This is a genomic window from Nocardiopsis algeriensis (genome assembly GCF_014203695.1).
GTDB classification, from domain to species: domain Bacteria; phylum Actinomycetota; class Actinomycetes; order Streptosporangiales; family Streptosporangiaceae; genus Nocardiopsis; species Nocardiopsis algeriensis.
The window spans coordinates 129,728-153,594 of the sequence record NZ_JACHJO010000008.1; the positions used below are offsets into that span (position 1 = coordinate 129,728).

Sequence of the window (23,867 nt, forward strand, 5' to 3'; positions counted from 1 at the left end):
ACTCACGGTTCGTGTTCGCTCAGAGCCGATAAACCGGTCCGCACATGCAACGGCCCGGGCACTCTTCCTCTCGGAGAGCGCCCGGGCCGTTCGCCTTCGGCGTACAGGGAAATCTGATGCCGCAATTGGTAGTTGGATGTGGATGAACGCCCTATCGTCGGGGAAAGTCTCTGGCACGGACGGCTGCGGCCGGCCATGTGGAGACGTCCGCCCGCTCGGCATCCGGCCGGGTGGACGGGCAGGTGCGACAGTGCTCCCCGGGGCGGTTATCCCTGTGGGGCCGATATGCGGAAGAGTCGGGTCGGTGGGAACCGGCCCTGCCTGACCGCTCTGTAGAGGAGCGACGAGACATGTTCGAGAGGTTTACCGACCGCGCAAGGCGAGTGGTGGTCCTGGCCCAGGAAGAGGCCAGGATGCTCAACCACAACTACATCGGTACGGAGCACATCCTGCTCGGCCTCATCCACGAGGGTGAGGGCGTCGCCGCCAAGGCTCTGGAAAGCCTCGGTATCAGCCTCGAAGCGGTTCGGCAGCAGGTCGAGGAGATCATCGGTCAGGGCCAGCAGGCGCCGTCGGGCCACATCCCCTTCACTCCGCGCGCGAAGAAGGTCCTGGAGCTCTCGCTGCGCGAGGCCCTCCAGCTCGGCCACAACTACATCGGTACGGAGCACATCCTGCTCGGCCTGATCCGCGAGGGCGAGGGTGTGGCCGCCCAGGTCCTGGTCAAGCTGGGTGCGGACCTCAACCGTGTGCGCCAGCAGGTCATCCAGCTGCTGCACGGCTACCAGGGCAAGGAGACGCAGGCCACCGCGGGAGCCTCCGAGTCGGCTCCCTCGACCTCGCTGGTGCTGGACCAGTTCGGCCGCAACCTGACCCAGGCCGCCCGGGAGAGCAAGCTCGACCCGGTGATCGGCCGGGACAAGGAGATCGAGCGGGTCATGCAGGTCCTGTCCCGCAGGACCAAGAACAACCCGGTCCTGATCGGCGAGCCCGGTGTCGGAAAGACGGCCGTCGTCGAGGGTCTGGCCCAGAAGATCGTCAAGGGAGAGATCCCCGAGACGCTCAAGGACAAGCAGCTGTACACCCTCGACCTGGGCGCCCTGGTCGCGGGCAGCCGCTACCGCGGTGACTTCGAGGAACGCCTGAAGAAGGTGCTCAAGGAGATCCGCACCCGCGGCGACATCATCCTCTTCATCGACGAGCTGCACACGCTGGTCGGCGCGGGCGCGGCGGAGGGCGCCATAGACGCCGCCTCCATCCTCAAGCCCATGCTGGCGCGGGGTGAGCTGCAGACCATCGGTGCGACCACGCTGGACGAGTACCGCAAGTACCTGGAGAAGGACGCGGCCCTCGAGCGCCGCTTCCAGCCGATCCAGGTCGACGAGCCGACCATCGCGCACGCGATCGAGATCCTCAAGGGTCTGCGCGACCGCTACGAGGCCCACCACCGGGTCTCCATCACCGACAGCGCGCTGGTGGCCGCGGCCAATCTGGCCGACCGCTACATCAGCGACCGCTTCCTGCCGGACAAGGCGATCGACCTCATCGACGAGGCCGGCTCGCGCATGCGCATCCGCCGCATGACCGCGCCGCCGGACCTGCGCGAGTTCGACGAGAAGATCGCCGGGGTGCGCCGCGACAAGGAGGCGGCGATCGACGCGCAGGACTTCGAGAAGGCCGCGTCCCTGCGCGACGACGAGAAGCAGCTCCTGGCCAAGAAGGCGCAGCGGGAGAAGGAGTGGAAGGCCGGCGACATGGACGTCGTGGCCGAGGTGGACGAGGAGCTCATCGCCGAGGTCCTGGCCGCCTCCACCGGTATCCCGGTCTTCAAGCTGACCGAGGAGGAGTCCTCGCGCCTGCTGCGCATGGAGGACGAGCTGCACCAGCGGGTCATCGGCCAGAAGGACGCCGTCAAGGCGCTCTCGCAGGCCATCCGCCGCACCCGCGCGGGCCTGAAGGACCCCAAGCGTCCCGGTGGTTCGTTCATCTTCGCCGGCCCGTCCGGCGTGGGCAAGACCGAGCTGTCCAAGACCCTGGCCGAGTTCCTGTTCGGGGACGAGGACGCGCTGATCCAGCTGGACATGTCCGAGTTCATGGAGAAGCACACGGTCTCGCGGCTGTTCGGCTCCCCGCCCGGATACGTGGGCTACGAGGAGGGCGGCCAGCTCACCGAGAAGGTGCGGCGCAAGCCGTTCTCGGTGGTGCTGTTCGACGAGATCGAGAAGGCCCACAACGACATCTTCAACTCGCTCCTGCAGGTGCTGGAGGAGGGTCGTCTCACCGACGCCCAGGGTCGCAACGTCGACTTCAAGAACACGGTCATCATCATGACCACCAACCTGGGTACGCGTGACATCTCCAAGGGCGTGGCGATGGGCTTCGCCAAGGAGAGCGACGCCCAGACCAACTACGAGCGGATGAAGGCCAAGGTCAGCGAGGAGCTCAAGCAGAACTTCCGGCCGGAGTTCCTCAACCGCGTGGACGACATCATCGTCTTCCACCAGCTGACCGAGCAGGAGATCTTCCAGATCGTCGACCTGATGATCACCAGCCTCGACAGCCGCCTCAAGGAGAAGGACATGGGGATCGAGCTGCGCCCCGCGGCGAAGAAGATCCTCTCCGAGCGCGGCTTCGACCCGGTGCTGGGCGCCCGTCCTCTGCGCAGGACGATCCAGCGGGAGATCGAGGACCAGCTGTCGGAGAAGATCCTGTTCGGCGACCTCAAGGCCGGCCAGATCGTGGTGATCGACGCCGAGGGCGAGGGCTCCGACGCCAAGTTCACCTTCAAGGGTGTGCCCAAGCCGGCCGCGGTGCCGGACACGCCCGAGGTGGAGTCGGCCGCGGGCAAGCGCGACTGACGACATCGGAAGCACGGAGACAGGGGCGCCCCTTCGGGGGCGCCCCGCGCCGTGTCTTCGGCCGTCTGTGGAAACGGAGTCGGACCGGTTAGGGTTTCGAATGTGACCTACCCACCGAACCCTCACAACCCGGACCCCCGCCCGTCCGGACACGGACAACCGCAGCAGTACCCGGGACCGGTTCCGCAGGGGCCGCCCGGACAGTACGGGATGCCGCCCGGCGGACCTCCGCCTCCCGGATACGGGCAGCCGCCCCACCCGTATCCGCCGGGAGCCCCGGTCCCGCAGCGCAAGAGCAGCGGAGGTGTCGTCGCGATCGTCGTCGCGGTGGCGGCCGTCCTCCTCCTGGCCGTGGCCGGCGCCGGGATCTGGGCCTACACGGCCCTTGCCGGCGGAGCGGCGGCGGCCGGCGGTGCGACCGTGCAGATCTACGAGGACCTGGACGCCACCCACGTGGAGGTCGGCGAGACCGTCGACTACGGCATGTACCCGCCCGTGGGCGGACCCCACTACCCGATGTGGCAGAACTGCGGCGTCTACGACGAGCCCTTGCAGAGCGAGTACGTGGTCCACTCGATGGAGCACGGCGCGGTGTGGATCACCTACGACCCGTCCCTCTCCGCCGAGGAGTCCGACCACCTGGCCTCGCTCTACGACCCCGGTGCCTACATCGTGGTGAGCCCGCAGGACGGCCTGCCCGCCCCGGTCGTGGCCTCGGCGTGGGGAGCGCAGATCTCCTTCGAGGACCCCTTCGACCCGGCCCTGGAGATCTTCCTGCGGGACTACGTCCAGGGGCCCGCCACCCCCGAGCCCGGCGCGGCCTGCAGCGGCGCCCACTCCGGTACCGAGTCCGACCCCGGGGCCGGTGCCGGCGCCGACGGAGGAGTCACCGCCTGACACGGCCGACGCCGGCGGGGCTCCCGGCGGCCCCGCCGCAGGGGTGCACGCACGGGGCCCCGAAGGCGGCCGTGCGCCCCTGACTCAGCTCGGAAGGGCGTAGCGGCCGTCGTCGAGAGGGTCCACGAGACCGTCGACCACGAGGGCGTCCAGGGCGCGCTCGCGCTGGATGTGGTCGTCCCAGACGGCGTCGAGGGCGGTCTTGGGGACGGGGCCGACCGCGTCGCGCAGGACGGCCAGGAGGCGGCCGCGCACCTGGCGGTCGGTGCCCGCGTAGGTCTGGCCGCGGCGGGGCGGGCCGTCGTAAGGGGGCTTGCCGGCGAGCTTCCACGCGCACTGCCCGGCGATGGGGCAGTCGGCGCACGCCGGATTGCGCGCCGTGCACACGAGCGCGCCGAGCTCCATCACGGCCACGCCCCAGCGGGCGGCGACCGACGGTTCGGGCGGCAAGAGGGACTCGGCGAGGGCCGTCTCCGCCTTGGTCTGTGTTTTCGGTGGGTATTCAATTCCGCTTTCGGCCCTGGCCAAGACGCGCCGGACATTCGTGTCCAGAATGGCGTGGCGCTGTCCGAAGGCGAAGCTCGCGACGGCCGCGGCCGTGTACGCGCCGACACCGGGAAGGGACAGAAGCGTGGCGTGGTCGTCGGGGACCTGCCCGCCGTGCTCCTCGGTGATGGCCTTGGCGCAGGCGTGCAGGCGCAGGGCCCGGCGCGGGTAGCCGAGGCGGTTCCACATGCGGACCGCCTCCCCGGACGGCTCTTTTGCCAGGTCGGCGGGTGTGGGCCAGCGTTCCGTCCAGGCCTTCCAGGCCGGCAGCACCCGTACGACGGGTGTCTGCTGGAGCATGATCTCGCTGACGAGGACCGACCACGGCGAAGCGTCGGGGTGCCTCCAGGGAAGGTCGCGGGCATGGGCCTCGTACCACGCCAGAACCGCGGTGCTGTAAGGGTTATCGCTCATCTTTAAACGGGTGGTCGGCGGGTTGAGTAGGTGGGGCGCACGCAAAACCGCAATACTACGGCGCATGGCGTCAAGTACCGGACATCCTGTGAGCCGTGACATCTATTGGAAGCGGCGTGCCTTTGTCTTTGCCGGGGTTCTTCTGGTGCTCACCCTGATCGTGTGGGCGTGCAGGCCCAGCTCCGAGGAGGACGGGACGACCCGGTCGGACGCGAGCCTCGAGGAACCCTCCCCCAGTGTCCCACCGGAGGAGGGCGGGGCGACCGCGGGACCCGAGGCCGACCCCTCGGACGGGGATGCGGAGGTCGGGGACGACCCCGAGGCCTCGCCCTCGGCGGGGGAGGGCACGGGCGAGGCCGTCGAGGCGGGTGGCTCCGGGGGATCCGGAGGATCGGGAGGAGCCGAAGGGGGATCGGGCGCCGGGGCCGCCGCGCCCGAGAAGCCCGAGGACCTCTGCCGCCCGCAGGACGTGGTGGTGACCTTCGACTTCGCGAAGAAGGACAAGGAGGTCTACGGGGCCGGGGAGCAGCCGGGCTTCGAGGTCACCGTGGTGAACACGAGCGATCAGACCTGCACCGTGGACGTGGGCGGCGAGGCCCTGGAGGTGCGTATCCACTCCGGCGACGACCGCATCTTCTCCACCGCCGACTGCGCGGAGGGGGAGAGCGACAGGCGGCAGCTGGAGCGGGGCGTGCCCCACGAGATCACCGTCGACTGGGACCGGACCCGCTCCTTCACCGACTGCCGTGACGACGTCGTGAACGCCAAACCGGGCTGGTACCGGGCGAACCTGCACGGTGGCCTGGCCGGGGACACGTCGCAGCTGGTGTTTCAGATCAAGGCCTGAACACGGGCACGCCGGAACCCGCCCCGCCGGAGGCGGGTTCCGGCATTTCCGCTCCTCAGAGCGTTCGAGTGGCTACCATCTGTGTCTGTAGAGGGGAGTTGCTGTGAAACACATGATCGCCGCGAGCCTGGCGGTGGCCGCCGTCCTGTCCACCGCCCCGGTGGCTGCCGAGGACGTCCGATCGCAGGACCGGTACACGCTCGCCCGGGTCGACGGCTCGGGTGAGAGGCGCGAGGTGACGCTCGACTGCGTGACCGCCCGCGGCACCCACCCCCGGGCGGGGGAGGCCTGCGACGCCATCGCCGAGTCCGGCTCGATCAGCGGGGTCACCGCCGAGAGCGGCGCGTTCTGCACCATGGAGCACGCGCCCGTGACCGCCCGCGCCGAGGGTGCCGAGGAGTACGAGGAGACCTTCGGCAACTCGTGCGTGCTGAGGTCGGCCAAGGGCCCGGTCTTCGACTTCTGAGCCCGCGACCGCCGTCAGCGGCGGCGCCTCACCCTGGTCAGGGCCTCGCTCAGCTCCTCCACCTCGTGGACGCGGATCCCCGGGACCGGGTCGCCGAAATGCTTGGGGACGATCGCCTCGGTGAACCCCAGGCGCTGGGCCTCGGACACACGGCGGCGGATCCCGGTGACCGCACGCACGTCGCCGGCCAGCCCCACCTCGCCGATGGCGACCAGCTCCCGGGGGAGGGCGACGTCGTTGTGGGAGCTGCCCGCGGCCATCGCCAGAGCCAGGTCCACGGCGGGCTCGGTCAGGCGCACGCCGCCCACGGTGGAGGCGTACACGTCCAGGCTGGCGAGCTTCATGCCCGTGCGCTTCTCCAGGACCGCGAGGATCATGTTCACGCGCGAGGTGTCCAGGCCGGAGGTCGCCCGGCGGGGCGCGGGCAGGGGAGTGGGTGCGACCAGTGCCTGGACCTCGGTGATGATGGGGCGCCGACCCTCCAGCGCGACGGTGATGCACGTTCCCGGGACAGGATCGGTGCGCTCGGTGAGGAAGAGGCCGCTGGGGTCCGCCAGACCGACGATGCCGCTCTCGGTGAGCTCGAAGCAGCCGATCTCGTCGGTGGGACCGTAGCGGTTCTTGACCGCGCGCAGCAGGCGCAACTGGGAGTGCCGCTCGCCCTCGAAGTGCAGCACCACGTCCACCAGGTGCTCCAGCAGGCGCGGTCCCGCGATGGACCCGTCCTTGGTGACGTGGCCGACCAGGATGGTGGCGATTCCGCGCTCCTTGGCGATCTGGATCAGCGCACCGGTCACCTGGCGGACCTGGGTGACACCGCCCGGTACCCCCGAGGTGTCGGGGGAGACCATGGTCTGCACCGAGTCGACGATGAGCAGACCGGGGCCGACCGCGTCCACGTGGCTGGCCAGGGAGGCGATGGAGGTCTCGGCCGCGAGGTAGAGCTTGTCGGAGAGCGCCCCCAGGCGCTCGGCACGCAGCCGCACCTGTCCGGCGGACTCCTCGCCGGTCACGTACAGCACGGGGCCGTCCGCGGCACGGCGGGCGGCGACCTCCAGCAGCAGTGTCGACTTGCCGACGCCCGGCTCGCCGGCGAGCAGGACGACACCGCCGGGGACCGCCCCACCGCCCAGGACGCGGTCGAGCTCGCCGATACCGGTGGGCACCGCCTCCGCGCTCTCCACGCTGATCTCGGTGATGGGCCGGGCCCTGCTCGTGACCGCCGCGGGAACGATCGCGGAGGGAGCGGGGGCGCCCGCCTCCTCGACGGTCCCCCACGCCTGGCACTCGCCGCAGCGGCCCACCCACTTGAAGGTGCTCCACCCGCACTCGGTGCACCGGAACGTCGTCTTCGCTTTGGCCATGCCGCCACGCTAGGGCATGTTCGGCGGCTGCCGTCCCGGTTCCCCGGGACGACGAACACCCAAAAGTTACCTGCCAGTCAGCTGACTTCGCGTACATGTCGTGTTACAGATTGCTGGAGATGTGGTTCACCTCACTCCAGGGCGACCCCGCGCCGGAGGGCCGTGGGCCGCGTCCACCCCCTGGTCCCGCTCCAGCGAGAGGAATCCCCCGTGCCCCGTACCGCTGCGTCCCTCACGGCTGCCGCATGCCTGATCGGCATGTCCCTGGCGGCCTCACCCGCCGAGGCCGCGACCTTCGAGAACTACGTCGCCCTCGGCGACTCCTTCACCGCCGGACCGCTCATCCCCCCGACCGCCCCCTGGTCCGACCTGCGCTGCATGCGCTCGGCGTCCAACTACGCCCAGCTCACGGCCGACCGGCTCGGCGTCGCCGAGTTCACCGACGCCAGCTGCTCGGGTGCGGTGGCGGACGACTTCTGGGAGTCCCAGCACTACGGGGTTCCTCCGCAGTTCGACGCGCTCACCCCCGAGACCGATCTGGTCACGGTCGGTATCGGGGGCAACGACTTCGGCTTCGTCGACGTGCTGACCGAGTGCGCCGAGCGCAGCTTCGACAACCCCTTCGGCAGCCCCTGCAAGAACAGCTACGGTGACGAGCTCGACCAGCGGATCGAGGACCTGCGCGGCGAGATCTCCGACGTCTACGCCGAGGTCTTCGAGCGCAGCCCCGACGCGACGGTGCTCAGCGTCGGATACCTCCAGATCCTGCCCGAGGGGCGGGGCTGCTGGCCCGTCATGCCCATCGCCCGCGGCGACGTCGCCTACCTCGACCAGGTGCAGAGCGACCTCAACGCGATGCTGGAGGAGGAGGCGACCGCTGCCGGGGCGGTGTTCGTTGACGTCCTCGAGCGTGGCCACGACGTGTGCCAGAAGTCGTCCGACCGGTGGGTCGAGGGCCTGGTTCCCGAGAACTCCGCCGCTCCGGTGCACCCCAACAAGGCGGGGATGGCGGCGGTGGCCGACCGGGTCGGTGAGACCCTGGGGGTCGCCTCCGGCGCCGCGTGATGAAGCGGTATCCGTTTGGTCCGCTCCTGGTCTGGTTTTCCGGTCACGGGTCAAGCAGGCTTTACCGTTCTTGAAATCCCGTTGCATCACAGAGGGTGATTGTCGATAACGTTTGTGTGACGAATGGTGGGGGCGCCGAGATGGACCCCCGTGCCGAGGTGGCACGGACATCCCGGCGTCCGGAAGGACCGAACGTCATGCGACCACCGATGCACCCGGAGCAAATCGAGGCCCGCCGCCCCGCCCGTACGGGGCGCCGGGCCTCCCTGCTCCTCGCAGTGCTCCTCGCCTCCGCGTCCGCGGCGGGCGCCGCACCGGCCTCCGCCCACCCCCAGGCCGCCCGGGGCCTGCCCTCCGCCACGGTCGAGAGGGCGATCGACGCGGCCGAGTCCCAGAAGGGCGCCCCCTACGTCTGGGGCGGCAGCGGTCCCGGCGGCTTCGACTGCTCCGGGCTCGTCCAATGGTCCTTCGCGCAGGCCGGGGTGGACCTGCCCCGCGTCGCCGACGCCCAGACCCGGGCCGGCACGAGGATCGGCTACTCCAGCGCCGAGAGGGGGGACATCCTCTACTGGTCCGACGGCGGATCCGCCTACCACGTCGCCATCTACCTGGGAAACGGGCGCATGATCGACGCCCCTCACTCCGGTGAGCAGGTCAGGGAACGCGACGTCCACCACGGCAACCTCGGCGGCGCCGTCCGGCTGTAGGCCGTGTTCAGTACCTCCGCCACCAGAGGTTGACCGCGTAGTCCACGGTGAGACCCGGATGGGACGCGATGATCTCCTCGGCCAGGGCGGACGGGAACTCGATCCGCACCACCGCCTCGAAGGCGCGGCGGTCGGTGAAGTCCCAACGCATCGTCAGAGCCTCGCGGGTGAATCCGCGGGAGACCCAGAACCGTTCGACGGCGGCCGGGTCGTACGACGGCAGCGAACGCCGGAACCACCCGCCGAAGGTGGAGCGGGTCGCGTCGTTGTCGATCACGAACGCGACCCCTCCCCGCCGCATCACCCGGTCCAGCTCGGCCAGCCCGGGCTCGCAGCCGGGACCGAAGAAGTAGGCCCAGCGTGCGTGCGCGACCTCGACGACGGCGTCGGGGACGGGCAGCCGCTGGGCCACTCCGTCCAGGACCTCCACGCCCGGGAGGCCGCGCACGCGCCTGCGCGCCGCCTCGGCGAGCCGGGGGTGCGGTTCCACACCGGTGACCCGGCGCGCCCGCTCCGCGAAGCGGGGCAGGTGGAATCCGGTGCCGCAGCCGATGTCCAGCACGTGTGCCCCGTCCACCGTGCGGATGCGCTCCATCGCCGTCTCGATGACCCGTTCGGGGTCCACGGCACGGTTCTCCAGCTCGTACACGCCAGGGTTGCGCCAGATGTTGGGGCTGGGGATGGCTGCCTCGGGGATCATGGTCGGCCACGGTAGCTTCCGGTCGGCGGCGCCGCCACGGCGTCTCCCGCGGAACGCGGTACCGCGGCGCCGCGCCGCGTTCACGGGAAGGGTACGCAAGGGGACGGTATGAGCGCATAGTCTGGGTTCCGTGAGCCCTATCCAGGTCCCAGACGCGCCCGTCGTCCTGTCAACGGCGTCGGTCTACCCGGAGAAGACCCCGGCAGCCTTCGAGATCGCCGCCAAGCTGGGCTACGACGGTATCGAGGTCCTCGTCTCCTCCGACCCCGCCAGCCAGGACGTCGACCTGCTCAAGCGCCTTTCGGACTACCACCAGATTCCCATCACCGCCGTCCACTCCCCGTGCCTCGTCCTCACCCAGAGGGTGTGGGGGCGCGAGCCCTGGGGCAAGCTGGTGCGCTCCAAGGAGATGGCCGAGGCCGTCGGTGCCAGGACCGTCGTGGTGCACCCCGCCTTCCGCTGGCAGCGCGACTACGCCCGCGACTTCGAGGCCGGAATCGCCCGTATGCAGGACGAGACCGACGTGGTCTTCGCCGTCGAGAACATGTATCCGGTGCGGGTACGCGACCGCGAGGTGGTTCCCTACGCACCGAGCTGGAACCCCCTCGACCGCGACTACGCCGACGTCACCCTCGACCTGTCGCACACCGCGATGTCGGGCTCCGACGCCATGGACATGGCACGGCGGCTCGGTGACCGCCTCTCCCACATCCATGTGGCGGACGGCTTCGGCGGCCAGAACATCGACGAGCACCTCATTCCCGGCCGCGGCCGCCAGCCCGTCGCCGAGCTCCTGGAGTACCTGGCCGTCGGCGGCTTCGACGGGCAGCTGGTGCTGGAGGTCAGCACCCGCAAGGCGCCCGACCGGCAGGCCCGCATGCGTGAGCTCGCCGAGGCACTGGCGTTCACCCGTCTGCACTTCGCCCGGCCGGGGGAGTCCGAGCCCCGCCGCCCCGACCGCCGTGAGCGCATCGCGCTGCTGCGCAGGCGGAAGCCCGAGCCGCCGCGCCGGTTCGAGGTCGACTCCTCGGGGACGGCCGAGGGCATCGCCGACGACCTCTGACCTCCTGTTCCATCCTGTGAGACAACCCGGCCGAGCCGGACCGGGGTGCCGCTAGCGTGGGACGGACCCCGCAGAGAGGACCCTTCATGATCGCGATCATCGGTGCCGGGAAGATGGGCGAGGCGCTGCTCGCCGGAATGCTGGCCAAGGGCCACGCTCCGGAGGACGTCCTCGTCACCGAGCCGCGTGAGGAGCACGCCGCCGAGCTGCGACGGCGCCACGGGGTCGGGACGGTCGGCGCGGCCGAGGCCGCCAAGCGCGCCGAGACCCTCCTGCTCGCCCTCAAGCCCCAGGACATGCCGGCCCTGCTGGACGAGATCTCCCCGCACATGTCCGCGGACCGCCTCGTCATCTCGGTCGCGGCCGGAATCACCACCGCGGTGCTGGAGCGGCACCTGCCCGCAGGGGTCCCCGTGGTCAGGGCCATGCCCAACACCCCGGCTCTCATGGGCCAGGGGATGACCGCGGTCTCGGGCGGGGCCCACGCCGGTCCCGAGCATCTGGACCGGGCGGAGGAGCTGCTGGCCTCCGTCGGCGAGGTGATCCGGGTGGGCGAGCAGCACATGGACACCGTCACCGCCATCTCGGGGAGCGGGCCCGCCTACTTCTACTTCATCGCCGAGACGATGATCGAGGCCGGGGTGGCGATGGGCATGCCGCGCGCCACCGCCCAGAAGCTCGTCGGGCAGACCGTCACCGGGGCCGCCGCCATGCTCACCGGCTCGGGGGAGCACCCGGTGGTCCTGCGCGAGGCCGTCACCTCGCCGGGCGGAACCACCGCCGCCGCGCTGCGCGAGCTCGAACGGCACGGGGTGCGCACGGCCTTCACGGACGCGATCGAGGCGGCCCGCGACCGCAGCAGCGCCCTCTCCGGGGAGTAGACCCCGGCCCGTGACGCTCGCGCGCCCGCCGAGGTTCCCCCGAAGGGTGGCCGGAAGAGGACAGAGTGCCCGAAGAGGGCGCCTGGGTACATAGGTAGGGTCAGAGGGGAGGAGACCAGGGGCTTCTCCGTCCCTGCCTCCCGCGGCTCCCCCGAGTCGACCTCCGTTCACCGACCCAGGGCCTCCCATGACGAATCCCCCTCCTCCGTCCGACCCCTCCCCGTCACCGGGCGGTCCCGCCCCCGAGCCCGCACCGGGTACGCCCTCCGGTGGTGTCCCCGTACCGGGTACGCCCTCCGGTGGTGCTCCCGTACCGGGTACGCCCTCCGGCGGAACTCCCGCTCCCGGAGCGCCCGCTGCCGGCCCGCCGGCCTTCGGCGGCCCACCGGTCGGCGGGATGCCCGGCGGCCCCTTCCCGGGTGCCCCCGGCGGCCCTTCCGGCGGGCAGCCCCCCGCAGGCATGTACACCGGCGGTATGCCGCCCGGTGGTTCCTTCGGTCCCCCGCCCTCCGGCCCGCCACCCGGTGGCATGCCTCCCGGTGGTCCTTTCGGTCCGCCGCCCGGTGGCATGCCTCCTGGAGGTCCCTTCGGTCCCCCACCCCGGAGGCTGGGCCTCTTCTCGTCGCCCTCGGGCATCCGCGCGGCCGCGCTCAACGCCACCGGTCTCGGCGGCGGCTACTTCTACCTGCGCCGGTGGCCCTTCTTCGCCGCCGCGCTGACCGTCACCGTCGGGCTGCTCGTCACCGCCGCCCTCACCGGTGCCGCCGACAACCTGCTGGTGTGGGTCCCGATCCTCCTGGCCTGGTTCGCCGCCGCGGCGGTCCACGGACTCTTCGCCGGACGCGCCTCGGACGAGCGCACGCTCGCCGGAGGCGGGCAGGCGCCGAAGGGCGCGCTCCCGCTCCTGACCGCCGGAGGGCTGGCCCTCGCGCTCGTCGCCGGACTGACCGCTGTGTGGCAGACCGGCGAGTGGCGCCTGCGTGTCGCCGACGCCGCGCACGCCCGCGGCGAGTGCGGCCCGGACGAGGCCGTCGCCCTGTACGGCGCGGTCGAGAACGGCTTCCAGCTGTCCTTCTCCCCCTCGCTCATGGACCGGGCCCGGGCCGGGGCCGAGGCCTGCGCCCTTCTGGACGGGGCACAGCGCCAGGTCGCCGCCGAGGACTACGAGCGGGCCCTCGACACCTACGGCGCCTACTTCGCGCACACCGCCTCCCGATGGGAGGACAGCGACGGCGAGGTCGCCGACATCCACCTCTCCTACGCGGCAGGCCTGGCCGAGACCGCCGACGCCGAGTACACGGGGGCCGTCACCCCCGGCTACGAGGAGGCCATGCGGCGCGCCCACGAGATCTACACGGTCATCCCGGTGGACTACGAGGGCACCGCCGCGGCGGGCAAGGTCCCGCAGGCGCTCACCGACCTCTACGAGCTGGGCACCGACGAGCTGGACGCCGAGTACTGGTGCGACGGCTACGACCAGATCGAGGTGTTCCGGGACCTGGACTGGAGCCTGGCCCCGGAGATCTCCGAGCGTATCGGCGAGGAGCGTCCCCAGGCCGCCCTGAAGTGCGGCTGGGAGGCGGTCGACGGCGGCAAGTTCGACAGGGCGGACACCATGGTCGACGTCCTGGAGGCCGACTACGCCGACTACGAGGCCGAGGACGTCGAGAAGATGGTCGTCCACATCGGGGCCGGCCGCATGGAGGCGGAGATGGACGAGCTGACCAGCTGGGGCTCCTCCGAATTCGACACCGAGTCCTACGGCAGCTCGGGCAGCGACGACTTCGTCTTCGAGATCACCAACCACACCCCGTACGACATGCGCTTCCTCTACGTCGGCCCCGACCGGGTCCACGGAGAGGTCTCGGTCGGCCCCTGCGACGACTGCGACGTCTACCCCGCGGACTCCCCGCCCGGTATCGACGGGTGCTTCGGCGACGGAGAGGTCCTGGAGGTGGCACTCGCGCCGGGCGACTACCGCATCGTGGTCGGCTACGGCAGCTTCGACTCCGAGCCGATGGAGGCGAACGCGTCGCTGGGAAGCGGTGGCTACAACGAGACCTGCTACTACCTCACCGAGGAGTAGCGGCCGGCGGCGGGCCGGTGCACGCGCCGACCCGCCGCCCCGTTCGCCGCCCCGGGGTCCGCAACGCGCGGGGCACTCTCGTACTGTGTGCTTCGGAACACGCACATCTGAAACGGGGGTCTGCACATGGGAGGGCGTACGTCCTGCTCGCTGAAGTTGGCCTGGGACGACGGTCTCACCGCCTACGACTTCGGCCCGCAGCACCCCATGGCGCCGATACGCGTCGAGCTCACCATGGCACTCAGCCGCGAACTCGGCATCCTGGACTCTCCCGGGGTGGAACTCCTGGACGTCGAGCCGGCCTCGGACGAACTCCTCTCCCTGGTGCACAGCCGCTCCTACATCGAGGCGGTCAAGCGGGCGGGACGCACCCTCGAACCCGACGAGGGGCACATGCTGGGCACGCCGGACAACCCCGTGTTCAAGGACATGCACGAGGTCTCCGCCCTCATCTCGGGGGCGTCCGTCGCCGCGGCCCGCGCGGTGTGGACCGGTGAGAGCACACATGCCGCCAACATCGCGGGCGGTCTCCACCACGCCATGCACAGCAACGCCTGGGGCTTCTGCGTCTACAACGACCCCGCCCTGGCCATCGCGTGGCTTCTGGAGCAGGGGGCCAAGCGCATCGCCTACGTCGACACCGACGTCCACCACGGCGACGGCGTGCAGAACGCCTTCTACAACGACCCTCGTGTCCTCACCATCAGTCTCCACGAATCGCCGACCACGCTGTTCCCGGGCACCGGCCAGGCGGGGGAGACCGGCGGCCCCGACGCCGAGGGATACGCGGTCAACGTCGCCCTTCCGGCCGGTACCGGCGACAGCGGCTGGCACCGCGCGTTCGAGGCGGTCGTCCCGCCTCTGCTGCACGAGTTCCAGCCGGAGATCCTGGTGACGCAGCAGGGCTGCGACACACACGCTCTGGACCCCCTGGCCAACCTCACCCTCAGCGTCGACGGCCAGCGCCGCGCCTACGCGGAGCTGCACAAGCTCGCCCAGCGCACGGCGGGCGGCCGGTGGCTGCTGCTCGGCGGCGGCGGGTACGGCCTGGTCCACGTCGTGCCGCGCGCCTGGACCCACCTGCTCGGCGAGGCGGCCGGACGGCCGGTCGACCCCGACACCGAGACGCCGCAGGCCTGGCGGGACTTCGTCCGCGAGCGCACGGGCGAGCTGGCGCCGCTCTACATGACCGACGGACGCGAGGTGGTCTTCGATCGCTTCGAGGACGGCTACGACCCGGGCAACTCCGTCGACCGGGCGATCCACGCGACCCGCACGGCGGTGTTCCCCAGCCACGGGATCGACCCCACGCTCTGACCTCCTCCCGGCCGGTCCCGGGAACCGGCTTCATACCGACCCGGCGGCGATTTTCCGCGAAGGGGGCGTGGTTCGCCGGTAGCGGGTAGGGATGAGAGGAACAGCGGGCGAACAGGAGCAGGCACCGTGGCGCGGCCGTACGGCCGCGCCGTGTGTTCGCCGTACACGAGGAAGGGGAACACCTGGTGACGCCGCCGACACGTGCTGAACTCATCTCCTATCTGGTGCGGACGGGAATCGCCGGCCATGTCGACACCCCGCGCCAGAACAACCTGCGGCACTACCGGCGCCTCGCCCAGAAGGACCCCTACCACCAGTTCGGCCTGACCTTCTCCCACGAGTGGACCTTCTCCGAGGTCCTGGCCCTGATGAGCAAGCGGTGCGGGGTGGTCGGTGACGAGGAATACGTCTGGGGCATCGACACCATCGACCCCGACCTGACGGTCGACGCCCTGGAGGCCTTCGCCGACCGGCTCGCCGTGGCGGCCGAGCGCCGGGAGAGGGTCATGTTCGCCACCGGCCACCCGAACAAGCTCTGCGGGACCTACCGCGCCTGGAAGGACGCCCTCGCCGCCCGCGGATGCAGAATTCTCACGGCAGCAGACGGTTACAGCTACGAAGTGACCACAGAGCGCCCTCCCCACCGCCGTACCGTTGTCTGGAAGGAGGGGATCGCCATCGTCACGGACGGCCGTCTTGCCCGCCACAGCCACCACCCCTTCGCCATGCGCGCCATCCTCGGGGAGCTCGCCGAGCACGGGAAGGAATGGCCGCAGTTGGTCATCGCCGACCATGGGTTCGCGGGTGCGGCAGGGGAGGCGGGTGTGCCGACGATGGGTTTCGCCGACTGCAACGACCCCGCCCTCTTCCTCGGTGAACACGAGGGAAAACTGCTGGTCACCGTGCCTATGGACGACGGATACCTCACAGAGGACTATGCGCCGCTACGCGATTACGTCCTTGCCCGGGCCGGCCTCGTCTGACCAGGGGAGACCATTTATACCCACCTCTAAACCTTCTGGCGGGGGTGTTTCCCCGGCGGCCCGGAAGAGGACGCGAACGGCCTTTCGCTCGAGGGAACTCGGCTCTACTCTGAAAACGGACGTGTCAGTAGTGACAACATGACACGCCGGCGTCGCGTCGGGACGGGCACATACCGGGGTCGTCCTTCCCTCCGTGCGGGGCGCCGGACCGAACGGGTAATACTCACGTCCGGGAATGAGGGCGTCGGAAGATGAACGGGAGCAAGCCGCCTCTCGAAGAGGTCAGGTTTCTGACCGTGGCGGAGGTCGCCACGATCATGCGAGTGTCCAAGATGACCGTTTACCGAATGGTGCACTCGGGAGTTCTCCCCGCGATTCGCGTGGGGCGTTCCTACCGGGTCCCCGAACGGGCCGTGCACGACTACCTCCGCGAGGCGTTCGTCGAGGCCGGCTGATCCATGGGGCCGACCGGGGAGGTGGAACACCTCCCCGGCCGGACTCCCGCCCTCCCCCCTTCCGCCGCGGGGCTCTCCGCGGGCGGGACCCACGGCACTTGCGCAGGGGCCGCGAAGAGATCTTCCGGGCGTCTACTACACTTTGTCGTTGTTGTAGTCCGCCCAGTTCATCCCCGTGTTCGCGAGGTCCCCTCGATGCCAAGTGCCAGCACCGGTCCGCGGTGCAGCCGTGTCACGGCGCGCCTTGCCGCGGCCGCTGCGGCCGCCGTCCTCGTCCTCACCGGCTGCGCCGGGGGAAACGAGATCGAGGCCGGCGGCGGCGACGACCGCTTCATCTCCGGTGACGGCAGCGCCACGGCTTTCGCCGCCGGTGATCGAGTCGACGCCCCCGAGGTGGCCGGCACCACCCTGGAGGGGGACGAGGTCTCCCTCGACGACCACGAGGGCGAGATCCTCGTCCTCAACGTGTGGGCGAGCTGGTGCGGGCCCTGCCGTTCGGAGCAGCCGGTCCTGGACGAGGTGCACACCGAGTACAGCGGCCTCGGTGTGGACTTCCTCGGCGTGAACATCAAGGACGACGAGACCGCGGCCCTCGCCTACCAGGACAACATGGGCGTGCCGTACCCCAGCCTCTACGACCAGCCCGGCGAGGTGCCGCAGGCCTTCCGCGACACCGTGCCGCCGCGTGCCATCCCGAGCACGCTCGTCCTCGACCCCGAGGGACGCATCGCCGCCCGCGTCATCGGTGCCACCACCTACGGCCAGCTGACGGGCCTGCTCGACGACCTCGTCGTCGAGTACGGCTTCGGTGATCCCGAGGAGCGGCCACGCGTGGCCGAACAGGAGGCGGAGGAGGCCGCCGCGGCGGAGGAGTCCGAGGGGACGGACGGGAAGCCCTCCGGCGAGGACGGCTCCTGATGGGCCCCATCGGTGCGACGGTCCTCTCCGGTTCCCTCCTCATGGCGATTCCGCTGGCGCTGGCCGCGGGCCTGGTCTCCTTCCTCTCCCCGTGCGTCCTGCCCCTCGTGCCCGGCTACCTGTCGTACGTGACGGGGATGAGCGGGGCCGACGTCCGGGAGCGCACGGCCGCGGGCGGAGGGACCGCCACGGTCGCCGACATCGACACCGAACTCGCCTCCCGCCGCTGGACCATGGTCGCCGGGAGTGTGCTCTTCATCGCCGGGTTCACGCTGGTCTTCGTCGCCGTCGGCGGCTTCATCGGCTGGCTCGGCGACCTCTTCATGGACCACACGGAACCCATCACGCGGGTGCTGGGCGTGCTGACGGTGGTGCTCGGCCTGGCCTTCATGGGGGTCCTTCCCGGCTTCGGGCGCGAGTTCCGGATCCGCACACTGCCCAAGGCCGGACTGGCCGGCGCGCCCCTGCTCGGCGTGCTGTTCGGTCTCGGCTGGACCCCCTGCATCGGCCCGACCCTGGCCGCCGTGCAGACCCTCGCCTTCGTTGAGGGCGGCGCGGGCCGCGGCATGCTCCTCTCCCTCGCCTACTGTGTGGGGCTGGGGCTGCCGTTCGTCGTGGCCTCCCTCCTGTACCGCCGCGCCCTGACCGCCTTCGGATGGCTCAAGCGCCATATCCGCACGGTCACGGTGATCGGCGGCGCCATGCTCGTCCTGGTCGGTCTGGCGATGGTGACCGGGCTCTGGACACAGATGACCATCGCCATGCAGGGCTGGGCAGCGAACTTCCAGACGGTGATCTGACGTGAGTACGACCGCGACCGAGAAGACCGGAACGACCGGGGAGGCGAAGGGGGCCGCCGGGCTGGGCCCCGCGGGCTGGCTCCGCTGGGCCTGGCGCATCCTCACCTCGATGCGCACCGCGCTGATCCTGCTGTTCCTGCTGGCGGTCGGGGCCATCCCCGGCTCGATCCTGCCGCAGAACGTGGTCAGCGTCGACGAGGTCAACATCTACTTCCAGGAGCACCCCGAGCTGGCGCCCTGGCTCGACCGCTTCCACCTCTTCGACGTCTTCTCCTCGCCCTGGTACGCGGCGATCTACCTGCTGCTGTTCGTCTCCCTCGCCGGATGCGTCCTTCCGCGCGCCGTGACGCACCTGCGCGCCCTGCGCTCCCGGCCGGTGCCGACCCCGCGCAACCTGGACCGGCTGCCGTACTCGGCCCGGTTCAGCACCGGTGCCGACCCCGAGACGGTCCTGGCCGAGGCGCGGCGGCTCCTGCGCCGCCACCGGGTCGAGCGCTACGGGGACTCGCTCTCCACCGAGACCGGTTATCTGCGCGAGGCCGGGAACGTGCTGTTCCACTTCGCCCTGCTGGGCCTGCTCCTGACGCTGGCGGCGGGATCGTTCTTCGGCTACCGCGGCAACATGCTGATCACCGAGGGGGACGGGTTCGCCAACACGCTGCCCTCCTACGACGCGATCTACCCGGGCCACTGGACCGACATGGACTCCATCGCGCCGTTCACACTCCGCGTGGACGACTTCGAGGCCGAGTTCATCGAGGACGGCGATCTGAGGGGCCAGGCGGCGTCCTACATCGCCCAGGTCTCCTACACGGAGGAGCCCGGTGGGGAGGAGCGCACGCACCAGCTGGAGGTCAACCACCCGCTCGACGTCGCCGGAACGCAGGTCTACCTGCTGGGCCACGGGTACGCGCCCGAGTTCGTCGTCCGCAACGGCGCGGGAGACGTGGTGTTCGACCAGTCGGTGCCGTTCCTGTACCGGGAGACCGCCACCTACACCTCCGACGGTGTGGTCAAGGTTCCCGACACCGGCGGCGAGCAGCTGGGCTTCGTCGGTGTGTTCCTGCCGACCGCGGCCGAGACGCCCGACGGGGAGCTGACCTCCAGCTTCCCCGGTGCGCAGAACCCCCGGGTGACCCTGGAGGGATACCAGGGCGATCTGGGCCTGATCGACTCGCAGTCGGTCTACCAGCTCAGGACCTCGGGGATGGAGGAGCTCGGCAGCTCGCCGGTCATGGAGATCGGCGACACGTGGGAGCTGCCCGACGGGGCCGGGTCGATCACCTTCAGCGGATACAAGGAGTACGTCAGCCTCCAGGTCAACCGGGACGGTGCCCGCCTGCCCGCGCTGATCGCCGCGGTCACCGCCATCGGCGGACTGATGCTGACCCTGTTCGTCCGCCCGCGCCGCGTGTGGGTGCGCGCCGTGCGGGGCGAGGACGGGCGGACCCGGGTGGAGCTGGCCGGACTCGGCAAGACCGAGGCGGCCGGGGACAACACCGAGTTCCACGAACTCACCACTGCGCTTGCCGGACGGCTCCGGAACGAGTCGGACGACAGCTCCCAAGACACATCCGACCGAAGGAATGATCGGTGACGTACACACTCGCCGCCTCGGTGAACGAGAGCATGGCGTCGCTCAGCGACACACTGGTCATCGCGATGATCGTGACCTACGCGGCCGCCCTGTTCCTCTTCGCCGTCGAGGCCGCCTACGGGAAGAACACGAAGCTGAAGGCGGGCAAGCTGATGCCCGTCGGCGCGGGAGACGACGCCGACAGCGGTATCGAGGTCAGCGTCCGCACCACCGAGGGCGAGGCGAGGGCCTCCCAGAGCGTTCTGGGCAAGCTCGCCATCGGTGTGACGGCACTCGGCTTCACCATGGGTGTCGCGCAGATCGTCGCGCGGGGCCTGGCCGCGGGTCGCTGGCCGTGGGGCAACATGTTCGAGTTCGTGGTGGCCCTGTGCCTGGTCGCCGTGGGCGCCCTCCTGTACGCCTCGGTCCGCTACCAGGCCCGCTTCCTGGGCGGGTTCGTGCTGGTACCGGTGCTGATCCTGCTGGGCATCGGTGTCAAGTGGCTGTACGTGGACCCCGGTCCGCTGATTCCGGCGCTGCACTCCTACTGGGTTCCCATCCACGTGACCGCGACGATCGTCGCGGGCGGCGCGTTCATGGTCTCCGGTGTGGCCGCCGTGACCTATCTGGTGTCCCACCGCTCGGAGGCCCGGCGTGCCGCGGGCGAGGAGACCGCCGGTATCGCCGGACGGCTGCCCAGCCCTGAACTGCTGGACCGGATCTCGCACCGGCTCATCCTCTTCGCGTTCCCTCTGTGGACCTTCGGGATCGTCGCCGGCTCGGTCTGGGCGGACGAGGCCTGGGGCCGCTTCTGGGGATGGGACCCCAAGGAGGTGTGGTCGTTCATCTCGTGGGTCGTCTACGCGGCCTACCTGCACGCCCGTGCCACGGGCGGCTGGCGGGGGCCGAAGTCGGCGTGGATCAACGTGCTGGGCTTCGCGACGGTCATGTTCAACTTCTTCGCGGTGAACTACCTGTTCAGCGGCCTGCACTCCTACGCCTGACGCGAGGGGCACCGTACACACGAGGAAGCCGTACACACGAGGAAGGGGCCGCCCCCGGGGCGGCCCCTTCCGTCGCGACAGCGGTTCTCCCGGGCCTGTCCTCCCAGGCCGGGAGCCGGATGTCAGTCGTCGGGGTCGATCCTGCGGTCGAGTCCCCGGAGGAACTCGGGATCGTCGTCCGGGCCCAAGGGGTGCGTGTTTCCCGAGGGGCCGGCGAAGTCTGACGGATCAAGGTCGTCGGCGGAGGACGCGGCCTGAGCAGGGGAGGGCGCGCCTCCCCGCACCGCGGATCCTGTGGCGGGACGGCCGAGGAAGAGCCACAGGATCGAACCGACAGGCATGAACAGACCGATGACGACCAGCCAGAGAACCTTCGGCAGGTTCCGGACCTCCGAGCCCGGGGTGGTCAGCGCGTCGAAGAACGCGTACACCCAGAGAACGATCGACACCAGCGTGATCAGGCCACCAAGCCACACCATGTTTCCAGCCTACTCTCGCTGTCCACTCCTCACAGCGGGACGCCGGTGACGGACGCGCACCGGCCGGGGAGAAGGTGCGGTTCCTGGGACACGGAGTCCGCAACGTCTCGGGAGATCGCGTCCGGTCCTTCAGGTGGTGCTCTCGCTCGGTTCCCCGAGCAGGAGGGCACGGACCTCGGACTCCCGGAAGCGGCGGTGGCCGCCCGGGGTCCGAATGCTGCTGATCCGCCCGGAGGCGGCCCAGCGCGTGACGGTCTTGGGATCAACCCGGAAGAGTGAAGCCACTTCCCCGGGGGTCAACAGGCGTTCGCTTGCTCGTTCCACCTTCACATTCCCCCAATCGCGCCCGCCTTGGCTCTGGGGGCGGCGGGCGTTTGATCCCCTAGTGTGCATGAGTTGGACCGTTTCCTCCCTAGTTTTCGGAGAAATTGCGGTACTGGGGGGAGGAGTACGCGATATGTGACCGTAACGTGATGTTCGGGTGCGGCTGTCGGGATTGGAAACATCCGACGTCTATCCCTGTCGCCGCCTATCGCGCTCCGGGCGTCCCCGTGGGGGAACACGACCCGCCCCTGTGCGCGTCCTCGAAATCCCACCCTTAACCTGGAGGGTAGGAGCACGCGGTCGCGCTCGCCCGACCTGGTCGGAAGCCGAAACACGCCGGAACCGCGATGCGGTTCGGCCGTCTCGTCTGCTGTGGGCGCAACGACCAATCTAGTGCAGGTAAACGTCTGTTGTGAGGCTTTTTGATGCGTAGCTGGCTGTCCTATACCGCCGCCCGGGTGGGACTGTTCCTGGCCGCGTTCGGCGTGGTGTACCTCTTCGGCGCCCGTTCGTGGATGGCGCTGATCCTCGCGTGGGTCATCAGCGGCCTGGCCTCCTATGTCCTGCTCTCCCCACTCAGGGACCGCATGTCGGCCTCCGTGTCCGCGGGGATCGAGGCCCGCCGGGGCGGTCTGCTGGGCGACCGCCTGTCCGAGGGCGCCTCCCGGGAGGACCACCTCCAGGAGGACGGCACGGAGACCTCGGGCGCGGATCCCGAGGCCTCCGCCGGACCGGCGGCCAAGGACGCCTGAGCCCGCACGCGGGCCGCGGCGCCACCGGGCCCGCTCAGGCGAGCGGGAACATGCCCAGGCGCGCGTGGTACTCGCCCGCGAGGCGCTCGGTGTCGCTGCCGACGTACAGGCCGTCGGAGGTGGCGTACAGGGCCTCCGCCCCGTGGCCCCGCGTACGGCCGGGGTTCCACGGCAGGGCCCGCCCGGTCCGGGGGTCGACCGCCGCGATGCCCTCGCGGCCGACCGAGCCCGGTCCGGCGTCGAGTCGCCCCTTCTCGTTGTCCATCCAGCGCTGGTGCCCGCCCACGTACACCGCGCCGGAGGTGACCTCCACCGAGTAGAGGGAGTCGCCCCCGGTCAGGTTGCTCCAGGTGGGGTCCAGGTTCGCGGTGTCGTCGCTCTCGAAGCGCGCCACCGACTTGCACAGCCCCGGCTTGACCTCGGGCCCGCCCGCGGTGACCACCGCGAACCAGGATCCGTCGGGAGCGAAGTCCATCTGCCGCATGTAGGTGTGCAGGCCCGTGTAGTCGCAGTCGGCCTCGTAGGCCGTCGTCGACCACCGGGTGGGTGCGCCGGAACCGGTGTCGATCACGGCGATCTGGTGACGTGCCAGCCCGTTCACCCTCGTGAAGGTCCCGTTGATCGCCAGCCGGCCGCCGTCCGGGCTCAGGGCCAGCTCCTGCACCCGCAGCGAGCCCCTGCGCGGCTCGGAGATCCGGGGGGTGAAGCCGGGGTCGACCGCGCCCGTGCCCGGGTCGAGGCGGGCGAGACCGGTCCGTTCGGTGCCGCTGATCCCGGTGAAGCTTCCGCCGACGTAGAGGCTGCTCCCGTCGGTGGCCAGGCGGTTGGTGTAACCGGAGTCCAGCGCGGCCCGGAACCGGGCGTCGCGCGCGCCGTCGGAGAGGCGCAGGCGCGCCAGCCCGCGCGCGGCCGCGCCGTCGACGGACCGGAAGCGGCCGCCGATGACCACCGTGCCGTCCGGGCCCGGGACGACGGACAGGACCGGACCGTCCACGTCGGGGGTGAAACCGCGCAGGATCCGGCCGGTGCCGTGCTCGAAGGCGAAGACGTTCCGCACGTCGAGGGTGCGCCCCCCGTCGGCCTCCGACACCCGGCCGAAGTCGCCCGCCACGACGACGGTGTCGCCGACGCGCACGATGTCCTTCACCGCCCCGTCGAGGACGTGGGGGGTCCAGCGGACGGGGCGTTCGCCGACCACGGAGTCGTGGTCGGCGGCGTGCGCGGGGACCGCCGCGGCGGAGTGGGGGAGGAGGAGTGCCGCGCCCAGAGCGAGCGCGGTGAAGGGAAGACGGGGCTGCACAGCAGGAACCTTTCAGGTGCGGGACGAGGATGCCGGTGCCATCTCTTTGAGTGACATAGGAACTA

Annotated in this window: 23 protein-coding genes; 17 read left to right on the forward strand and 6 right to left on the reverse strand. The window is 70.5% G+C overall.

The genetic code is table 11. The features are described 5' to 3' along the window. Window positions 1-350 precede the first annotated feature (350 nt). Window positions 351-2,858 carry an ATP-dependent Clp protease ATP-binding subunit gene (locus FHS13_RS14150; RefSeq protein WP_184292362.1) on the forward strand — a complete coding sequence of 836 codons (2,508 nt, stop codon included), beginning with the start codon at window positions 351-353 and terminating at the stop codon, window positions 2,856-2,858. A 102-nt stretch (window positions 2,859-2,960) separates the two neighbouring features. Then, window positions 2,961-3,755 (forward strand): thioredoxin-like domain-containing protein, encoded by a 795-nt coding sequence (locus tag FHS13_RS14155; protein ID WP_343065032.1) that lies wholly within the window; start codon window positions 2,961-2,963, stop codon window positions 3,753-3,755. Window positions 3,756-3,839: 84 nt separating this feature from the next. Here FHS13_RS14155 and FHS13_RS14160 read toward each other — a convergent pair whose 3' ends face one another. Next, window positions 3,840-4,715 (reverse strand): HhH-GPD family protein, encoded by an 876-nt coding sequence (locus tag FHS13_RS14160; protein WP_184292363.1) that lies wholly within the window; start codon window positions 4,713-4,715, stop codon window positions 3,840-3,842. Window positions 4,716-4,779: 64 nt separating this feature from the next. Between FHS13_RS14160 and FHS13_RS14165 the strand changes: the two genes are divergently transcribed. Together FHS13_RS14165 and FHS13_RS14170 are read left to right on the forward strand one after the other, a co-directional pair. After that, the gene (locus tag FHS13_RS14165; RefSeq protein WP_184292364.1) at window positions 4,780-5,562 is read left to right on the forward strand and encodes a hypothetical protein; all 783 of its coding nucleotides are present in this window, start codon (window positions 4,780-4,782) and stop codon (window positions 5,560-5,562) included. 112 nt (window positions 5,563-5,674) lie between these two features. Then, window positions 5,675-6,028 carry an SSI family serine proteinase inhibitor gene (locus FHS13_RS14170; protein ID WP_184292538.1) on the forward strand — a complete coding sequence of 118 codons (354 nt, stop codon included), beginning with the start codon at window positions 5,675-5,677 and terminating at the stop codon, window positions 6,026-6,028. Between the two features lie 14 nt (window positions 6,029-6,042). On the opposite strand, the gene radA is transcribed toward FHS13_RS14170, so the two are convergent. Further along, entirely contained in the window at window positions 6,043-7,392 is a 1,350-nt protein-coding gene (radA, locus tag FHS13_RS14175; protein WP_184292365.1) for a DNA repair protein RadA, read from the reverse strand. 258 nt (window positions 7,393-7,650) lie between these two features. Between radA and FHS13_RS14180 the strand changes: the two genes are divergently transcribed. Further along, window positions 7,651-8,457, forward strand: a complete 807-nt coding sequence (locus tag FHS13_RS14180; protein ID WP_184292539.1) for an SGNH/GDSL hydrolase family protein — start codon at window positions 7,651-7,653, stop codon at window positions 8,455-8,457. Between the two features lie 197 nt (window positions 8,458-8,654). After that, the gene (locus tag FHS13_RS14185) at window positions 8,655-9,164 is read left to right on the forward strand and encodes a C40 family peptidase (RefSeq protein WP_184292366.1); all 510 of its coding nucleotides are present in this window, start codon (window positions 8,655-8,657) and stop codon (window positions 9,162-9,164) included. A gap of 7 nt (window positions 9,165-9,171) precedes the next feature. Here FHS13_RS14185 and FHS13_RS14190 read toward each other — a convergent pair whose 3' ends face one another. Further along, window positions 9,172-9,864 carry a class I SAM-dependent methyltransferase gene (locus FHS13_RS14190; RefSeq protein WP_184292367.1) on the reverse strand — a complete coding sequence of 231 codons (693 nt, stop codon included), beginning with the start codon at window positions 9,862-9,864 and terminating at the stop codon, window positions 9,172-9,174. Window positions 9,865-9,994: 130 nt separating this feature from the next. On the opposite strand from FHS13_RS14190, the gene FHS13_RS14195 reads away from it, so the two are divergent. From FHS13_RS14195 to ccsB, 10 genes are all read left to right on the forward strand, one after another. After that, window positions 9,995-10,927, forward strand: coding sequence for a TIM barrel protein (locus FHS13_RS14195; protein WP_184292368.1), 933 nt, complete (start codon window positions 9,995-9,997; stop codon window positions 10,925-10,927). An 86-nt stretch (window positions 10,928-11,013) separates the two neighbouring features. After that, window positions 11,014-11,808, forward strand: a complete 795-nt coding sequence (gene proC / locus FHS13_RS14200; protein ID WP_184292369.1) for a pyrroline-5-carboxylate reductase — start codon at window positions 11,014-11,016, stop codon at window positions 11,806-11,808. A 568-nt stretch (window positions 11,809-12,376) separates the two neighbouring features. After that, on the forward strand, window positions 12,377-13,894 hold the full coding sequence (locus tag FHS13_RS14205) for a UbiA prenyltransferase family protein (RefSeq protein ID WP_184292370.1): 1,518 nt from the start codon (window positions 12,377-12,379) through the stop codon (window positions 13,892-13,894). Window positions 13,895-14,050: 156 nt separating this feature from the next. Next, entirely contained in the window at window positions 14,051-15,211 is a 1,161-nt protein-coding gene (locus FHS13_RS14210) for an acetoin utilization protein AcuC (protein ID WP_184292540.1), read from the forward strand. A 185-nt stretch (window positions 15,212-15,396) separates the two neighbouring features. Further along, window positions 15,397-16,194 carry a phosphatase gene (locus FHS13_RS14215; RefSeq protein ID WP_184292371.1) on the forward strand — a complete coding sequence of 266 codons (798 nt, stop codon included), beginning with the start codon at window positions 15,397-15,399 and terminating at the stop codon, window positions 16,192-16,194. A 251-nt stretch (window positions 16,195-16,445) separates the two neighbouring features. Further along, the gene (locus FHS13_RS14220; RefSeq protein ID WP_013155995.1) at window positions 16,446-16,649 is read left to right on the forward strand and encodes a helix-turn-helix domain-containing protein; all 204 of its coding nucleotides are present in this window, start codon (window positions 16,446-16,448) and stop codon (window positions 16,647-16,649) included. Between the two features lie 195 nt (window positions 16,650-16,844). Beyond that, on the forward strand, window positions 16,845-17,567 hold the full coding sequence (locus FHS13_RS14225) for a TlpA family protein disulfide reductase (protein WP_184292372.1): 723 nt from the start codon (window positions 16,845-16,847) through the stop codon (window positions 17,565-17,567). Then, on the forward strand, window positions 17,567-18,367 hold the full coding sequence (locus tag FHS13_RS14230) for a cytochrome c biogenesis CcdA family protein (RefSeq protein WP_184292373.1): 801 nt from the start codon (window positions 17,567-17,569) through the stop codon (window positions 18,365-18,367). Before FHS13_RS14225 ends, FHS13_RS14230 begins: the two co-directional genes overlap by 1 nt. Window position 18,368: 1 nt before the next feature. Beyond that, the gene (gene resB, locus FHS13_RS14235; RefSeq protein WP_420221444.1) at window positions 18,369-19,964 is read left to right on the forward strand and encodes a cytochrome c biogenesis protein ResB; all 1,596 of its coding nucleotides are present in this window, start codon (window positions 18,369-18,371) and stop codon (window positions 19,962-19,964) included. Further along, window positions 19,961-20,947, forward strand: a complete 987-nt coding sequence (gene ccsB, locus FHS13_RS14240; protein WP_184292374.1) for a c-type cytochrome biogenesis protein CcsB — start codon at window positions 19,961-19,963, stop codon at window positions 20,945-20,947. The genes resB and ccsB overlap by 4 nt, the downstream gene beginning before the upstream one ends. A gap of 122 nt (window positions 20,948-21,069) precedes the next feature. Here the strand turns inward: ccsB and FHS13_RS14245 are convergent, their stop codons facing one another. After that, window positions 21,070-21,426 (reverse strand): PLD nuclease N-terminal domain-containing protein, encoded by a 357-nt coding sequence (locus FHS13_RS14245; RefSeq protein WP_184292375.1) that lies wholly within the window; start codon window positions 21,424-21,426, stop codon window positions 21,070-21,072. A gap of 129 nt (window positions 21,427-21,555) precedes the next feature. Next, on the reverse strand, window positions 21,556-21,756 hold the full coding sequence (locus FHS13_RS14250) for a BldC family transcriptional regulator (RefSeq protein WP_026116196.1): 201 nt from the start codon (window positions 21,754-21,756) through the stop codon (window positions 21,556-21,558). Between the two features lie 419 nt (window positions 21,757-22,175). On the opposite strand from FHS13_RS14250, the gene FHS13_RS14255 reads away from it, so the two are divergent. After that, window positions 22,176-22,502, forward strand: coding sequence for a DUF4229 domain-containing protein (locus tag FHS13_RS14255; RefSeq protein ID WP_184292376.1), 327 nt, complete (start codon window positions 22,176-22,178; stop codon window positions 22,500-22,502). Between the two features lie 34 nt (window positions 22,503-22,536). Here the strand turns inward: FHS13_RS14255 and FHS13_RS14260 are convergent, their stop codons facing one another. Continuing rightward, window positions 22,537-23,802, reverse strand: a complete 1,266-nt coding sequence (locus FHS13_RS14260) for a delta-60 repeat domain-containing protein (RefSeq protein ID WP_184292377.1) — start codon at window positions 23,800-23,802, stop codon at window positions 22,537-22,539. Window positions 23,803-23,867 lie beyond the last annotated feature (65 nt).

Coding starts and splice junctions, on each gene's coding strand:
- FHS13_RS14150 (WP_184292362.1), top strand. CDS start 351: ATGTTCGAGAGGTTTACCGACCGCGCAAGGCGAGTGGTGGTCCTGGCC.
- FHS13_RS14160 (WP_184292363.1), bottom strand. CDS start 4,715: ATGAGCGATAACCCTTACAGCACCGCGGTTCTGGCGTGGTACGAGGCC.
- FHS13_RS14165 (WP_184292364.1), top strand. CDS start 4,780: ATGGCGTCAAGTACCGGACATCCTGTGAGCCGTGACATCTATTGGAAG.
- FHS13_RS14170 (WP_184292538.1), top strand. CDS start 5,675: ATGATCGCCGCGAGCCTGGCGGTGGCCGCCGTCCTGTCCACCGCCCCG.
- radA (WP_184292365.1), bottom strand. CDS start 7,392: ATGGCCAAAGCGAAGACGACGTTCCGGTGCACCGAGTGCGGGTGGAGC.
- FHS13_RS14180 (WP_184292539.1), top strand. CDS start 7,651: ATGTCCCTGGCGGCCTCACCCGCCGAGGCCGCGACCTTCGAGAACTAC.
- FHS13_RS14185 (WP_184292366.1), top strand. CDS start 8,655: ATGCGACCACCGATGCACCCGGAGCAAATCGAGGCCCGCCGCCCCGCC.
- FHS13_RS14190 (WP_184292367.1), bottom strand. CDS start 9,864: ATGATCCCCGAGGCAGCCATCCCCAGCCCCAACATCTGGCGCAACCCT.
- proC (WP_184292369.1), top strand. CDS start 11,014: ATGATCGCGATCATCGGTGCCGGGAAGATGGGCGAGGCGCTGCTCGCC.
- FHS13_RS14205 (WP_184292370.1), top strand. CDS start 12,377: ATGCCTCCTGGAGGTCCCTTCGGTCCCCCACCCCGGAGGCTGGGCCTC.
- FHS13_RS14220 (WP_013155995.1), top strand. CDS start 16,446: ATGAACGGGAGCAAGCCGCCTCTCGAAGAGGTCAGGTTTCTGACCGTG.
- FHS13_RS14225 (WP_184292372.1), top strand. CDS start 16,845: ATGCCAAGTGCCAGCACCGGTCCGCGGTGCAGCCGTGTCACGGCGCGC.
- FHS13_RS14230 (WP_184292373.1), top strand. CDS start 17,567: ATGGGCCCCATCGGTGCGACGGTCCTCTCCGGTTCCCTCCTCATGGCG.
- FHS13_RS14245 (WP_184292375.1), bottom strand. CDS start 21,426: ATGGTGTGGCTTGGTGGCCTGATCACGCTGGTGTCGATCGTTCTCTGG.
- FHS13_RS14255 (WP_184292376.1), top strand. CDS start 22,176: ATGCGTAGCTGGCTGTCCTATACCGCCGCCCGGGTGGGACTGTTCCTG.